This window comes from Lonsdalea quercina subsp. quercina (assembly GCF_000688655.1).
In the GTDB taxonomy this organism is placed as follows: domain Bacteria; phylum Pseudomonadota; class Gammaproteobacteria; order Enterobacterales; family Enterobacteriaceae; genus Lonsdalea; species Lonsdalea quercina.
The window spans coordinates 517,061-531,652 of record NZ_JIBO01000006.1 but is presented as its reverse complement, the minus strand read 5'-3'; the positions used below and the strand labels follow the sequence as shown (position 1 = coordinate 531,652).

Annotated in this window: 16 protein-coding genes; all 16 read left to right on the top strand. The window is 54.0% G+C overall.

The genetic code is table 11. The features are described from left to right. Nucleotides 1-18: 18 nt before the first annotated feature. The 16 genes from plsX to lpoB all read left to right on the top strand — a co-directional run bounded on the left by plsX (nt 19) and on the right by lpoB (nt 14,592). Nucleotides 19-1,062, top strand: a complete 1,044-nt coding sequence (plsX, locus tag RZ35_RS07400; RefSeq protein ID WP_071999768.1) for a phosphate acyltransferase PlsX — start codon at nt 19-21, stop codon at nt 1,060-1,062. 6 nt (nt 1,063-1,068) lie between these two features. Then, on the top strand, nt 1,069-2,019 hold the full coding sequence (locus tag RZ35_RS07395) for a beta-ketoacyl-ACP synthase III (RefSeq protein WP_026742731.1): 951 nt from the start codon (nt 1,069-1,071) through the stop codon (nt 2,017-2,019). 20 nt (nt 2,020-2,039) lie between these two features. Then, complete coding sequence (gene fabD, locus RZ35_RS07390; protein ID WP_026742730.1) at nt 2,040-2,969, top strand: ACP S-malonyltransferase; 930 nt, start codon at nt 2,040-2,042, stop codon at nt 2,967-2,969. 12 nt (nt 2,970-2,981) lie between these two features. Further along, on the top strand, nt 2,982-3,716 hold the full coding sequence (gene fabG / locus RZ35_RS07385; RefSeq protein WP_026742729.1) for a 3-oxoacyl-ACP reductase FabG: 735 nt from the start codon (nt 2,982-2,984) through the stop codon (nt 3,714-3,716). A gap of 153 nt (nt 3,717-3,869) precedes the next feature. Then, a complete protein-coding gene (gene acpP, locus RZ35_RS07380) occupies nt 3,870-4,106 on the top strand; it encodes an acyl carrier protein (RefSeq protein WP_012765204.1) in 237 nt (78 codons plus the stop codon). Between the two features lie 78 nt (nt 4,107-4,184). Further along, nucleotides 4,185-5,426 (top strand): beta-ketoacyl-ACP synthase II, encoded by a 1,242-nt coding sequence (gene fabF / locus RZ35_RS07375; RefSeq protein WP_071999767.1) that lies wholly within the window; start codon nt 4,185-4,187, stop codon nt 5,424-5,426. Between the two features lie 126 nt (nt 5,427-5,552). Next, nucleotides 5,553-6,353, top strand: coding sequence for an aminodeoxychorismate lyase (pabC, locus tag RZ35_RS07370; RefSeq protein ID WP_026742727.1), 801 nt, complete (start codon nt 5,553-5,555; stop codon nt 6,351-6,353). Nucleotides 6,354-6,362: 9 nt separating this feature from the next. Further along, nucleotides 6,363-7,391: an endolytic transglycosylase MltG gene (gene mltG, locus RZ35_RS07365; protein WP_026742726.1), complete on the top strand. Its 1,029-nt coding sequence runs from the start codon at nt 6,363-6,365 to the stop codon at nt 7,389-7,391. After that, the gene (tmk, locus tag RZ35_RS07360; protein ID WP_026742725.1) at nt 7,381-8,034 is read left to right on the top strand and encodes a dTMP kinase; all 654 of its coding nucleotides are present in this window, start codon (nt 7,381-7,383) and stop codon (nt 8,032-8,034) included. Before mltG ends, tmk begins: the two co-directional genes overlap by 11 nt. Continuing rightward, nucleotides 8,034-9,047, top strand: a complete 1,014-nt coding sequence (gene holB / locus RZ35_RS07355) for a DNA polymerase III subunit delta' (RefSeq protein WP_026742724.1) — start codon at nt 8,034-8,036, stop codon at nt 9,045-9,047. The genes tmk and holB overlap by 1 nt, the downstream gene beginning before the upstream one ends. A gap of 18 nt (nt 9,048-9,065) precedes the next feature. Further along, nucleotides 9,066-9,869, top strand: coding sequence for a metal-dependent hydrolase (locus RZ35_RS07350; protein ID WP_026742723.1), 804 nt, complete (start codon nt 9,066-9,068; stop codon nt 9,867-9,869). A gap of 308 nt (nt 9,870-10,177) precedes the next feature. Beyond that, entirely contained in the window at nt 10,178-11,611 is a 1,434-nt protein-coding gene (ptsG, locus tag RZ35_RS07345; protein WP_026742722.1) for a PTS glucose transporter subunit IIBC, read from the top strand. Nucleotides 11,612-11,777: 166 nt separating this feature from the next. Next, entirely contained in the window at nt 11,778-12,215 is a 438-nt protein-coding gene (tnpA, locus tag RZ35_RS07340) for an IS200/IS605 family transposase (RefSeq protein ID WP_026742721.1), read from the top strand. Between the two features lie 185 nt (nt 12,216-12,400). Beyond that, on the top strand, nt 12,401-13,462 hold the full coding sequence (locus RZ35_RS07335) for a malate/lactate/ureidoglycolate dehydrogenase (protein WP_026742720.1): 1,062 nt from the start codon (nt 12,401-12,403) through the stop codon (nt 13,460-13,462). A gap of 108 nt (nt 13,463-13,570) precedes the next feature. Next, nucleotides 13,571-13,921 (top strand): purine nucleoside phosphoramidase, encoded by a 351-nt coding sequence (gene hinT, locus RZ35_RS07330; protein ID WP_026742719.1) that lies wholly within the window; start codon nt 13,571-13,573, stop codon nt 13,919-13,921. Nucleotides 13,922-14,010: 89 nt separating this feature from the next. After that, entirely contained in the window at nt 14,011-14,592 is a 582-nt protein-coding gene (gene lpoB / locus RZ35_RS07325; protein WP_026740369.1) for a penicillin-binding protein activator LpoB, read from the top strand.

Genomic DNA, 14,592 nt, shown 5'->3' with positions numbered 1-14,592 from the left:
TAATCGCAAGGAAATGCTTTGACACGCCTAACTCTGGCGTTAGATGCAATGGGCGGGGACTTTGGCCCCTGCGTAACAGTGCCTGCTGCATTGCAGGCACTGGCTTCTAATCCAAATCTTTATCTGCTGCTGGTTGGCGATCCTACAACGCTCACCCCATTACTTAGCAAAGTCGATTCCTCCCTGTCTTCCCGTTTGGAAATCGTACCGGCTGAAACGGTAATCGCGGGCGATGCCAGACCATCTCAAGCTATACGCGCCAGCCGAGGCTCTTCTATGCGCATTGCATTGGAGCTGATCAAGGATGGGCGTGCGCAGGCTTGCGTGAGTGCTGGAAATACAGGAGCGTTGATGGGGCTTGCCAAATTGCTGTTGAAGCCGGTTGATGGTATTGAACGTCCGGCGCTGGTGACGGTGTTGCCGCATCAGCAGCATGGTAAGACGGTTGTTCTGGATCTCGGTGCCAACGTCGAATGCGGTAGCACCATGCTAGTACAGTTTGCCGTGATGGGCGCGGTCTTGGCAGAAGAGGTTCTGGGACTCACTAACCCCCGAGTGGCGTTGTTGAATATTGGCGAAGAAGAAAGCAAAGGGCTAAACAACATCCGCGAAGCTGCCGCTCGTTTGAAAGCGACACCGTCTATCAACTATATCGGTTACTTGGAAGGCAACGAGTTACTAACTGGTAAAACGGATGTCATGGTGTGTGATGGATTTGTTGGTAACGTTACGCTTAAGACGATGGAAGGCGTCGTTAGAATGTTTCTGTCTCTTCTGAAATCCTCCTCAGGTTCAGATCGTAGACAAAAACAGTCTTGGTGGCTGAGATTATTGGGACGCTGGTTGCAAAAACGTCTTTCCCGGCGTTTTGGCCACCTGAACCCTGACCACTATAACGGGGCTTGTCTGCTAGGATTACGTGGGACAGTGATAAAGAGCCATGGAGCTGCAAACTCGAATGCGTTTGCGGTAGCGATTGAACAGGCAGTGCAGACGGTACAACGGCAGATTCCTGAAAGAATCGCCGTACGACTCACGTCTGTATTACCTAAGAGTGATTGAGCTTACATGTATACAAAAATTTTAGGAACGGGAAGCTATTTGCCCGAACAGATCAGGTCGAATTCTGATTTAGAGAAAATGGTGGATACGTCAGACGAGTGGATTGTTACTCGCACCGGTATCCGCGAACGTCGCATCGCAGGGCCGGATGAAAGTGTGGCCACCATGGGTTTCCACGCAGCGCAAAAAGCGCTCGAGATGGCCGATGTCGATAAAAATAAAATCGGACTGTTAATCGTAGCAACAACGTCTTCCAGTCATGCATTCCCAAGTTCGGCCTGCCAGATTCAGCAGATGCTGGACATTCAAGACACCATCGCTTTCGATTTAGCGGCTGCCTGCGCAGGCTTCACCTATGCATTGAGCGTAGCTGATCAGTATGTCAAGAATGGCGCCGTTGATTACGCGCTGGTGATCGGCTCTGACGCGTTGACACGCACGCTGGACCCGGAAGATCGCGGAACGCTGATTCTGTTTGGCGATGGTGCCGGCGCGGTAGTCTTATCCCGCTCTGAAGAGCCGGGCCTCATTTCCACGCATTTACATGCCGATGGCCGCTATGGTCAGCTTTTGTCTCTGCCGTACCAGGCACGCACCAACAAAACGCCGGAATACCTGACAATGGCCGGCAACGAAGTGTTCAAGGTCGCTGTTAAAGAACTGGCACACATCGTTGAAGAAACGCTGGTGGCGGCAAAACTGGACAAAGCCGAGCTGGATTGGCTGGTTCCGCATCAGGCGAACCTCCGTATTATCAATGCGACGGCCAAAAAGTTGGGCATGGGCATGGATAAAGTGGTGATCACGCTCGACCGCCATGGCAATACCTCCGCAGCTTCAGTACCTGCGGCGTTGGACGAAGCCGTGCGTGACGGACGAATCAAACGCGGACAGCTGGTATTACTTGAAGCGTTCGGCGGTGGATTTACTTGGGGTTCTGCTCTGGTACGTTTTTGATAAAACAGGACTTTCTGATTATGACTCATTTTGCAATGGTGTTCCCGGGACAAGGTTCCCAATCAGTCGGTATGCTGGCTGAACTGGCGGAGACGAATCCGATAGTCAAGGACACATTCGATGAAGCTTCCTCCGTTTTGGGTTATGACCTGTGGCAACTGACTCAACAGGGTCCGGCGGAAGAGTTAAACAAAACCTGGCAGACGCAGCCAGCGCTGTTAAGCGCATCCGTCGCCATATGGCGTGCATGGCAGCAGCAGGGCGGTAAAGCGCCGGCGCTGATGGCCGGCCACAGCCTGGGCGAATATTCCGCTTTGGTTTGCGCCGGCGTCATGGACTTCAAACAGGCGGTCAGTCTGGTGGAGTTACGCGGCAAGCTGATGCAGGAAGCGGTGCCGGAAAACACCGGCGCTATGTATGCCATCATCGGCCTCGATAACGACACTATCGCTGCTGCCTGCGCGGAATCCGCCCAGGGGCAGGTTGTCTCGCCGGTGAACTTCAACTCTCCAGGACAGGTCGTCATCGCGGGTAATAAAGAAGCGGTTGAACGCGCTGGCGCCGCCTGTAAGGCCGCCGGAGCGAAACGCGCGCTGCCGCTGCCAGTCAGCGTGCCTTCTCATTGCGCCTTGATGGAACCCGCCGCACGTAAATTAGCGGCAGCGTTGGATAATGTGACTTTCAACGCGCCTCACATTCCGGTTGTGAACAATGTGGATGTCCAGACTGAAACTTCGCCGGAAGCTATCCGCAGTGCGCTGGTGCGCCAGCTTTCCAACCCTGTCCGCTGGACGGAGTGCGTCGAATACATCGCTGCGCAGGACGTGCAGAAGCTTTTAGAGGTTGGGCCGGGTAAAGTACTTACCGGACTGACCAAACGAATCGTAGATACGCTGACTGCGTCGGCAGTCAATGATTCTGCTTCCTTATCAACAGCCCTTGATCAATAAACGGAATAGATGATGAGCTTTGACGGAAAAATTGTTCTTGTCACCGGCGCCAGCCGTGGCATCGGTCGTGCTATCGCTGAATCACTGGTCGCGCGTGGCGCGAAGGTGATGGGAACGGCGACGAGCGAAAAAGGTGCCGCTGATATCAGCGCGTGGCTGGGTGACAATGGTAAAGGTTATGTCCTGAATGTCGCGGATATGTCTTCGATCGAATCGACTTTGGCTGCTATCAAGTCAGAATTCGGCGATATCGACATTCTGGTCAATAACGCAGGCATCACACGAGATAATCTGCTGATTCGCATGAAAGACGAAGAGTGGCAGGATGTGCTGGATACGAACCTGCGTTCCGTATTTCGCTTGTCCAAAGCCGTGCTGCGTTCCATGATGAAAAAGCGTTTCGGCCGTATCATCACTATCGGCTCTGTGGTCGGCACCAGCGGTAACCCTGGGCAGTCCAACTATTCGGCCGCTAAAGCCGGGCTGGTTGGGTTCAGTAAATCTCTGGCGCAGGAAGTGGCCTCGCGTGGCGTGACCGTCAACGTCGTGGCTCCGGGTTTTATTGAAACCGATATGACTCGAGCATTGACAGACGAACAGCGTGCGGGCATTTTGGCTGGTGTTNCTGCTGGACGGCTGGGCGATGCGAAAGAAATTGCCAGTGCTGTTACGTTCTTAGCTTCTGAAGAAGCGGGTTACATCACCGGTGAAACATTGCATGTTAATGGCGGCATGTATATGATCTGATAAGTCAGATCGTATTTGCTTCATTTTGCAGCGAAATCTGCAAAAAGCACAAAATCCTGGCTCGACCAGTACTGATTTTGTTGCATCTTTTTCAACATTTTATACACTACGAAAACCATCGCGAAAGCGAGTTTTGATAGGAAATTTAAGAGTATGAGCACTATCGAAGAACGCGTTAAGAAAATCATCGTTGAACAGCTGGGTGTTAAGCCGGAAGAAGTGGTAAACAATGCTTCCTTCGTTGATGACCTCGGCGCTGATTCTCTTGACACCGTTGAGCTGGTCATGGCTCTGGAAGAAGAGTTTGATACCGAGATTCCAGACGAAGAAGCCGAAAAAATCACTACTGTTCAGGCAGCAATTGATTTTATCCAGGCAAACCAGCAGTAAATGAACATATCTAGGCGGTCATTCGACCGCCTAAGTTTCCTTTAATACCTCAGTATTTTCCCTCCCTGGAGGATCAGCGTGTCTAAGCGTCGTGTAGTTGTGACTGGTCTGGGCATGTTATCTCCTGTCGGCAACACAGTTGAGTCAACTTGGAAGGCTTTGCTTGCCGGTCAGAGTGGTATCAAACCCATTGATCATTTCGATACTAGTGCCTATGCAACACGTTTTGCTGGCTTAGTTGACAATTTTAATTGTGAAGAATTCATCTCGCGTAAAGATGCTCGCAAGATGGACGCTTTTATTCAGTACGGCGTCGTGGCCGGTATTCAGGCTATGAAAGATTCGGGCCTCGAAGTCACAGAAGCCAATGCCGGACGTATTGGTGCTGCCATTGGTTCGGGTATTGGCGGTCTGGGGCTAATTGAGGAAAACCACGCGGCTCTGGTTCGTGGCGGCCCTCGTAAAATCAGTCCTTTCTTTGTCCCTTCCACCATCGTGAACATGGTTGCCGGTCATCTGAGCATCATGTTTGGTCTGCAAGGACCAAGTATCTCCATCGCGACTGCTTGTACTTCTGGCGTACATAACATCGGACATGCTGCTCGTATCATCGCTTACGGTGATGCTGACGCGATGCTGGCCGGTGGTGCCGAAAAAGCCAGTAGTCCGCTGGGCGTGGGTGGATTCGGCGCAGCCCGTGCCCTTTCAACCCGCAATGACGACCCGCAGGCGGNGAGCCGTCCGTGGGACAAAGATCGTGACGGGTTCGTTCTGGGCGACGGCGCTGGCATTATGGTGCTTGAAGAGTACGAGCATGCTAAACGCCGCGGCGCTAAAATTTATGCTGAAATCACCGGCTTTGGCATGAGCAGCGATGCGTACCATATGACGTCGCCGCCGTCAGATGGCGCTGGTGCCGCGCAGGCAATGGTCAATGCGTTCCGCGATGCTAACATCACCGCAGAACAAGTGGGCTACATCAACGCGCACGGCACGTCGACTCCGGTTGGCGATAAAGCCGAAACTCAGGCGGTGAAATCCGTCTTTGGCGAAAGCGCATCCCGCGTGATGGTCAGCTCGACCAAGTCCATGACGGGTCACCTGCTGGGTGCGGCTGGCGCGGTGGAATCCATTATGTGTGTTCTTGCGCTGCGCGATCAGGCGATTCCGCCAACGATCAATCTTGATAACCCGGATGAGGGTTGCGACCTGGATTTCGTGCCTCACGAGGCTCGTCAGGTTTCTGGCATGGAATACGTGCTGTGTAACTCATTCGGATTCGGTGGCACCAATGGTTCATTGGTCTTCCGTAAAGTCTGACGTGAGCGCTTGATGAAAGCCCGGATCTTCCGGGCTTTTTTTTGTCTGAATAAAATAGGCTAAGGTTAATTTTCCTTGGTCGTGCGTTTAAGCTCACTCTTTCTGTCATAAAGTGGAATTGAATCTATGTGGTTGATTAATGGTGTGTTAGACCAGTATCTGCCCGCTTCTGATCGTAGTGTACAGTACGGCGATGGCTGTTTTACCACGGCTCGGGTGCTCAACGGACGTGTGGTATGGCTCGAATGCCATATCCAGCGACTGCAACGCGCGGCACAGGTGCTGATGCTTCCGGATATCGACTGGGATCTACTGTCGGCAGAGATGCAACAGGCTGCTGAGGGGAAGACGAGCGGCGTGGTAAAAGCCGTCGTGACTCGTGGCGTGGGGGGAAGGGGATACAGTCCCAGGGGATGTATCGCCCCGGTCCGGATGGTCATGCACACTGATTACCCCGCCCATTACGATCGCTGGCGTCGGGATGGCATTACGTTGGCGCTTAGCCGGATAAAATTAGCGAGGAACCCGCTCCTTGCCGGCATAAAACATCTGAATCGTCTGGAGCAGGTGCTGATCCGCCGGCACCTTGACCAGCAGGATGCTGACGAGGCCCTGGTGCTTGACACCCACGACAGGCTAGTGGAATGCTGTGCGGCTAATTTATTCTGGCGGCGCGGCAAAGCGGTTTATACCCCGGATGTTTCGCAGTCCGGCGTCGATGGCCTGACGCGACGCCATATTATGAAATTGCTGGAACAATCGGACTATCAGCTGCAAGTTGTCGTCGCTCCGCTGGAAGCCCTGGCGACGGCTGATGAAGTGCTTATTTGCAATGCTTTGATGCCATTAATTTCTGTCAACCAGGCCGAAGCCTGGTGTTATCGCTCACGAGATCTCTATGACTTTCTGAGCCCTAACTGTGAGTAATGGAATGTTATGAAGAGAATGAAAATTGGGATTGGCTGCCTCGCTCTTGTGGTCGTAGGGGCCTTCATCCTGTGGAAACAGGTGCAGCAGTTCGCCGCCTCGCCGCTCAATATCACTCAGGAAACCCTATTTACTCTCCCGGCGGGAGCCGGTCATGAAGCGCTTGAACAGCAACTGGCGGAACAGAAAATTTTGTCTGCCAGCTGGCGCTTCCCCGTATTATTGCGGCTGGAGCCGGCGCTGGGCAATTTCAAAGCCGGAACCTACCGCTTGCAACCCGGAATGACGGTTCGGCAGATGCTGAGCCTATTGGATAGCGGTAAAGAAGCGCAGTTCGCCATTCGGTTTGTGGAAGGATCGCGACTGCGTGACTGGTTGGAAACCCTACAGCGGGCGCCGTATCTTAAGAAAACGCTGACCGGGAAGAGTCCGCAGGAAATTGCCGAAGCGCTGGGTATCAAGGATCAGTCCAATCCCGAAGGCTGGTTTTACCCGGACACCTATCTGCACACCGCAGGCATGACGGATAAAACCGTACTGACGCGCGCCTTCCAGCGGATGGATAAAATCGTCGACGAAGTCTGGCAGGGGCGCGAGGACGGTCTGCCATACAAGAATAAAGAAGAGTTGCTGACGATGGCGTCGATCATCGAAAAGGAAACGGCCATCGGCAGTGAAAGAGCATTGATTGCATCCGTCTTTATCAACCGCTTGCGCGTGGGCATGCGCTTGCAGACAGATCCCACGGTGATTTACGGCATGGGAGAACGCTATAATGGCACCATTACGCGCAGCGCACTGGATACGCCGACAGCGTACAACACTTACGTCATCAGCGGCCTGCCGCCAACGCCCATAGCCATGCCGGGCAGAGCGTCTCTGGAAGCTGCGGCGCATCCTGAAAAAACTCACTATCTCTATTTTGTCGCGGATGGAAAGGGGGGACACACGTTTACCACCAATCTATCCGACCACAATCGCGCGGTGCGGGAATACCGTAACGCGTCGGTAGCCGTAAAGGAAAAGCATGCACAGTAAATTCATCGTCATCGAAGGGCTGGAAGGGGCCGGAAAAACCAGCGCTCGCAACGTCGTGGTGGCAACCTTGCGCCAGTTTGGCATCGAAGAGGTTGTTTTCACCCGTGAGCCGGGCGGCACCCCGCTGGCGGAGCAATTGCGTACTCTGATTAAACAGGGTGTCGAGGGTGAAAAACTGACGGATAAAGCCGAACTGTTGATGCTCTATGCAGCGCGAGTGCAATTGGTGGAAAACGTCATCAAGCCCGCGTTGCAGCGGGGCGCCTGGGTGGTTGGCGACCGTCACGACCTTTCCTCTCAGGCCTATCAGGGCGGCGGTCGTGGAATCGATCACACATTGATGACGTCTCTGCGTGACACGGTGCTGGGCGATTTTCGTCCCGATATGACTTTGTATCTCGATCTTCCCCCGGCCGTCGGCTTACAGCGAGCGCGTCAGCGCGGAGCACTTGACCGTATCGAGCAAGAGTCGCTGGCATTCTTCGATCGCACCCGAGCACGCTATCAGGCGCTGGCCGCTGCCGACCCGAGTATTGTGACGATCGATGCCGCGCAAACGCTGGAACAGGTGAGTCACGACATCCATCAGGCGCTTGCCGAGTGGCTGACGCATCTTGGTCTGACATGCGGAGAACCGGGCTGATGGAGTGGTATCCGTGGCTGAATGCTCCCTACCGCCAGCTGCTGACCCCGCATCAGGCAGGTCGAGGTCACCACGCGCTGCTCATCCATGCGCTGGCGGGAATGGGCGAATCTTCCTTAAGCTATGCCTTAAGTCGCTGGCTGATGTGCCAACAACCGGAGGGCATAAAAAGTTGCGGGCATTGCCACTCTTGCCAATTAATGAGCGCAGGGACGCACCCGGACTGGCACACCCTTGCCTTAGAAAAAGGCAAACAGAGTTTGGGGGTGGATGCGGTGCGGTCGGTGCTCGAAAAAGTCTATCAACGCTCGCGGCAGGGAGGGGCGAAAGTCGTTAGCCTGCCTCAGGCTGAATTATTGACCGAAGCGGCGGCCAATGCCCTATTAAAAACGCTGGAAGAGCCGCCTCAGGATACCTATTTCTTTCTGGGATGCCGCGAGCCGTCGCGATTGTTGGCGACGCTGCGCAGCCGGTGTTCTTATTACTACTTGCCTGTCCCCGATGAGGCGCACGCCATGCACTGGTTGCGTCAGCGCGGACATCCAGACGAGCCATCGTTACAGACGGCGCTGCGCCTTTATGCGGGCGCGCCACTGGCGGCGGACCACCTGCTGCAACCGGGACAATGGAAACCGCGTCTCACGCTGTGTCAGTCGCTTTCGGATTGTCTGGCGCAGCGGGACATGTTGTCTTTGGTGACGCCGCTCAATGGGGATGACACCGTTGAGCGTATTCACTGGGTGGCTTCGCTATTTCTGGACGCGTTGAAATGTCACCAGAGCGCAAGTTCACATCTGGTCAATCAGGATCAGCTTACGCTGGTTGAACAGCTGGCGAGGGCGCTTACGCCTGACCAATTGCTGTTCGCGCTGCGTCGTTGGCTGCAGTGCCGCCACCAGCTCCGCACCATCACGGGAGCCAATCGCGAACTGCTGCTCACCTCATTGTTGCTCGACTGGGAGCAGAGTTTATCTGTGTCATCTCCTCGATTACCACATCCATTTACTGCCTAAAATTATTGGATAGCCACTATGCTGCTTGTCGATTCCCACTGCCATCTCGATGGTCTTGATTATCAGTCTCTACACCGAGACGTCTCTGATGTACTGACGAAAGCCGAAGAGCGGGATGTGCGTTTCTTCCTGGCCGTCGCCACTACCTTACCGGGATTCCGTTCGATGAAAACGTTGATCGGCGAAAGGGACAACGTTGCCTTTTCCTGCGGCGTGCATCCCCTCAGTATGGAAGAGCCTTATGACTACGCTGAGCTGCGTGAGCTGGCCGCATTGCCTGAGGTGGTCGCGCTGGGTGAAACGGGGCTGGATTACCACTACGAACAGGACCCGGACGCCATCGGCCGTCAGCAGGCCTCCTTCCGCGAGCACATTCGCATCGGACGTGAGCTGAACAAGCCGATTATTGTTCACACGCGTTCAGCGCGCGCCGATACGCTGGCGATTTTGGCGGAAGAAAAAGCCAACGAGTGCCGCGGGGTTTTACATTGCTTTACTGAAGATAAGGACACCGCTGAGCAACTGCTGGATATGGGGTTCTATATCTCGTTTTCCGGTATCGTGACCTTCCGTACGGCGGAAGCGCTGAGAGAGGTGGCGCGGTATGTGCCGTTGGATCGCATGCTGATCGAAACGGATTCTCCCTGGTTAGCGCCGGTGCCGTACCGAGGTAAAGAGAATCAGCCGGCCTATGTCCGCGATGTGGCGGAGTATTTGGCGGTGCTTAAAAACGTCAGTCTCGACACGCTGGCGGAAACTACCAGCGCCAACTTTGCTGATCTGTTCCACATTGATCCCGCGCGGTTGACCCCTGTTAGATAGTGGATGAGAATGGTCGGATTTTTCGGACCTCGTAATTAATCGGGTGGGTAGATACTCTGTATCCAGAAAAAATCCTGGGGTTTGTTGGTGTTTTTAGATGTCGATCACAAAAAATGCAACTTCTGTAATATTTACAGGGTGTTGTTGTGTTGAAACGTGACACCTATCAAACATTAGGCGCCACATTTATTTTAGTCTGCGTAAAAAATAAAAGGATGCTGCGACATCCTTGCACTCTGAAGGATATTCTCCCACCTTCGCATCACGTATCAGAAGCAAAGCATTATCACTCAGGAGCACACTCAATTATGTTCAAGAATGCATTCGCAAACCTGCAAAAAGTAGGTAAATCGCTAATGCTGCCGGTATCCGTGCTGCCCATCGCAGGTATTCTGCTGGGCGTCGGTGCGGCCAATTTTAGCTGGTTGCCCGCAGTCGTTTCCCATGTCATGGCAGAAGCGGGTGGATCTGTCTTTGCCAATATGCCGTTGATTTTCGCCATCGGCGTGGCGCTGGGGTTCACGAATAATGACGGGGTTTCAGCCCTGGCCGCCGTAGTGGCCTACGGCATCATGGTGAAGACGCTGGCCGTTGTTGCACCGCTCGTCCTGCACATGCCCGCAGAGGAAATTGCAGCGAAGCATCTGGCGGATACCGGGGTTCTCGGGGGGATCATCGCCGGTTCTATCGCGGCCTACATGTTTAACCGCTTCTACCGCATCAAACTGCCGGAATACCTGGGCTTCTTCGCCGGTAAGCGGTTTGTGCCGATCATCTCTGGTCTGTGCGCCATTCTGCTGGGTGTAGTGCTGTCTTTTGTGTGGCCGCCGATAGGAACAGCTATTCAGACGTTCTCTCAGTGGGCTGCTTACCAGAACCCCGTGGTGGCGTTCGGCTTGTATGGTTTGATTGAGCGTTCTCTGGTGCCGTTTGGTCTGCACCACATTTGGAACGTCCCGTTCCAGATGCAGATCGGCGAATACACTAACGCCGCAGGTCAGGTCTTCCATGGCGATATCCCTCGTTACATGGCAGGCGACCCGACGGCGGGTAAACTGTCCGGGGGCTTCCTGTTTAAAATGTATGGTTTGCCGGCGGCGGCGATTGCTATCTGGCACTCAGCGAGACCGGAAAACCGCGCCAAAGTCGCGGGTATCATGATCTCAGCCGCGTTGACCGCGTTCCTGACCGGGATTACCGAGCCGATTGAATTCTCCTTCATGTTTGTCGCGCCGGTGCTGTATGCCATCCACGCTATTTTGGCTGGACTGGCATTCCCAATCTGTATTCTGCTAGGAATGCGTGACGGCACCAGCTTCTCGCATGGCCTAATCGACTTCATCGTACTGAGCGGCAACGGGAGTAAACTGTGGCTGTTCCCGATCGTCGGTCTGGGCTACGCGCTGGTGTACTACACCCTTTTCCGCGTGCTGATTGCCAAACTGAATCTGAAAACGCCGGGTCGTGAAGTGGCGTCAGAAGACCAATCGGTTGCCGGCGGCGGTGAAATGGCCGCGGCGCTGGTCACTGCCTTTGGCGGTAAAGACAACATCACCAACCTGGATGCGTGTATCACGCGTTTGCGCGTGAGCGTGGCGGATGTATCTAAAGTAGACCAGGCGGGTCTGAAAAACCTGGGTGCAGCGGGCGTTGTGGTCGCAGGTTCAGGCGTGCAGGCTATCTTCGGCACCAAGTCTGACAACCTGAAAACGGATATGGACGACTTTATCCGTAACAGCTGATAGCCAGACTTCATATGTATCAAACTAAGGGGCGCAAGCCCCTTTTTTTATTTCTAACTGAATACCACGTCCTATGGACGTGGTTATCGGCGTTTTGGCTCTGCCAGTAATGCTACTCATGGGAAAATCCGAATCTGTTATCCCCATAACTGATAAGGATTTAACCCTGAGTAGGTTCGAAAAAGCATCGCATGTGCTATGGCATTGTCAATACCATATAGTTTGGACGCCCAAGTGCCGATTTCGAATACTGAAGAACAATGTAGGAAAAGAAGTTTACCGACAAATCAGGATATTAAGTCAGCAGCTTCATATTGAAATCGTGGAGCTAAATGTTCAGTTAGATCATGTTCATTTGTTGGTAAAGATCCCGCCGAAATTGTCAGTATCGGAAGTGATGGGACACTTAAAAGGCAGAACAGCAATACGTCTGTTCAATAAATTCCCGTATTTAAGAAAACATAAGCTCTGGGGAAATCACTTTTGGGCGAAGGGATACTGCGTGGACACCGTAGGAGTGAACGCAGAAATGATCCGCAAGTACGTGAAGTACCAAGAGAAACACGAACAAGAAGAGAATCAATTAAGTCTGAGTGGAATGTGAAGCGAAGACCCTACGGGTTGGAGCTTAGTACGCCCCTATGGGGCGGCAAAGCAATGCCGCCTTCTATGAAGGCGGATTTTTATGGCCGCGATCTCTACGTGGATGACGCGGCGTCACAAGAGCATTCCCCCTAGGTGAGGTTCGGCAGTAGGATAATCCCATCACTTACACTTGGGAAAATGACAATGCAGATATCAGCACAACGTTTAACGCAGGTGGCACAGCAGTTATTGCAGCAGCTTGGATGTGATGAAAGTGAAGCGGACTGCGTGGCGGCGCATCTGGTTGGCGCTAATTTGAAAGGGCATGATAGCCACGGCGTCGGGATGTTGCCGGAGTACGTCCGCTTCATCGGACAAGGGACTATGCATCCCAATACGCCTGCACGGCTGATCAAAGACGCAGGGGCCGTGTTGCAGTTCAGCGGCGACCGTGGGTTCGGTCAGCGTACGGGCAAAGAGGCCATGCAGGCAGCTATCGAACGCGTTAAAACAACGGGCGTCTGTCTGATGACGCTCTCGTCGACCTGCCACCTTGGGCGTATTGGCACCTATGGTGAAATGGCGGCCGATCAGGGCCTGGTCGCCATCCACTTCGTCAACGTTAACGATCTTCCGCCCATCGTGGCGCCCTTCAGCGGCAGCGAAAGCCGTTTCGGCACCAATCCTATCTGTATTGCTTTCCCCGGCAGCAGCGAAAATCCGCCGTTCATTCTCGATTTTGCAACCAGCATGGTCGCCCTGGGGAAAACGCGGGTGGCTTATTTGGCGGGAAAAACTTTTGATGAAGAGGTGATGTTCGATAATGAAGGTCGTCTGACTAACGATCCCAGCGTGATGTGGGATGAAGTACGTCCCGGCGCGCTGAGGCCGATTGCCAGACACAAGGGCGGGGGATTGATTATGGCGGCAGAACTGCTGGCGGGGATTCTGTCCGGCGGCGGTACTATCCAGCCGGAAAACGAACGCGCCGGGGCTATCGTCAATAATATGACGACCATCGTGATCGACCCTGCTCAACTGGTTGGAATGGCGTGGTTGCGCCGGGAATATGATGCCATGCTGGACTACGTGCGCTCTTCGCGCACTCCCGATCCTGACGCGCCTATCTTGATGGCGGGTGAACCGGAAATAATGGTTTGCCGCGAGCGCATGGCGGATGGCATCNCTCTATCCGATCTGGAGTGGCGAAAGATCGTCGAGGCGGGGTATTCGCTGGGGATGCAGGAAAGCGCGTTTGCTCTGTAGTTTGTCAATGCGATGATAAAAAACGAAGAGGGTTGAAAATCATCAGATTTATCGCTCATACTTCACAACGATGCGCCAGAGGGCGCGGCTATACAAAGGATAGTTATCATGGCTGAGGAAACAATTTTCAGTAAAATCATCCGCCGGGAAATTCCAGCGGATGTGGTTTATCAGGACGATTTGGTCACCGCGTTTCGTGACATCGCGCCACGCACACCCACCCACATTCTCATCATACCGAATGTGTTAATCCCCACCGTGAACGACGCCACCGCCGAGCATGAAGCCGCGCTGGGACGCATGATTACGGTGGCGGGGAAAATCGCCCGGCAGGNAGGGATTGCCGAAGATGGCTATCGCTTGGTCATCAACTGTAATCGTCATGGCGGGCAAGAAGTCTACCACGTGCACATGCACCTGCTGGGCGGCTGTGCGTTGGGTCCATTACTGGCCATTTAATTTGTGACGTTGTCACTAAAAGTATTGCGATGCCGTTGTGGCTTACTAGCGTGTCGTCGTTTCTGCTTGGGTTTGTTGAGAGGAAAATCATGAAGAAATATCTCGGCGTATTACTGCTTGCGCTGATCGCCGCGGGCTGTACCAGCCGTCAGCAACAACCAGAGCAGCCGCCTGCTCCCGTTCAACCGGCGGAGCCGTCGGCGCCTTCGCAGCCATTGCCCCCCCAGTCCGAGCCTGTTCCTTCACCGCCTAAACTTCAGTCTCTGGACTGGCAGGCCAGCGTTTCACCATTGGTGGATCAGATGTTAAAGGCGGAAGGGGTCACCAAAGGCAGCTTGCTGCTGCTTGATAACGTGAAGAACAGCACCAACGGCTCACTACAGACCGGGAAAGCGACCGCGGCGCTTTACAATGCGCTGGGGTCTAACCCTGTGTTCACCCTGGTGTCGCGCCAGCAACTGGGGGTGGCGCGGCAGACGCTGGGCCTTTCCGCAGAAGATAGTCTGGGGTCGCGTAGCAAAGCGATTGGATTGGCTCGCTATGTCGGGGCGCAGTATGTGCTTTACAGCGACGCCAGCGGCGACGTGAAATCTCCTGAACTGGAGCTGCAATTGATGCTGGTTCAGACCGGCGAAATTGTCTGGTCCGGCACCGGCACGATTCATGAGTAA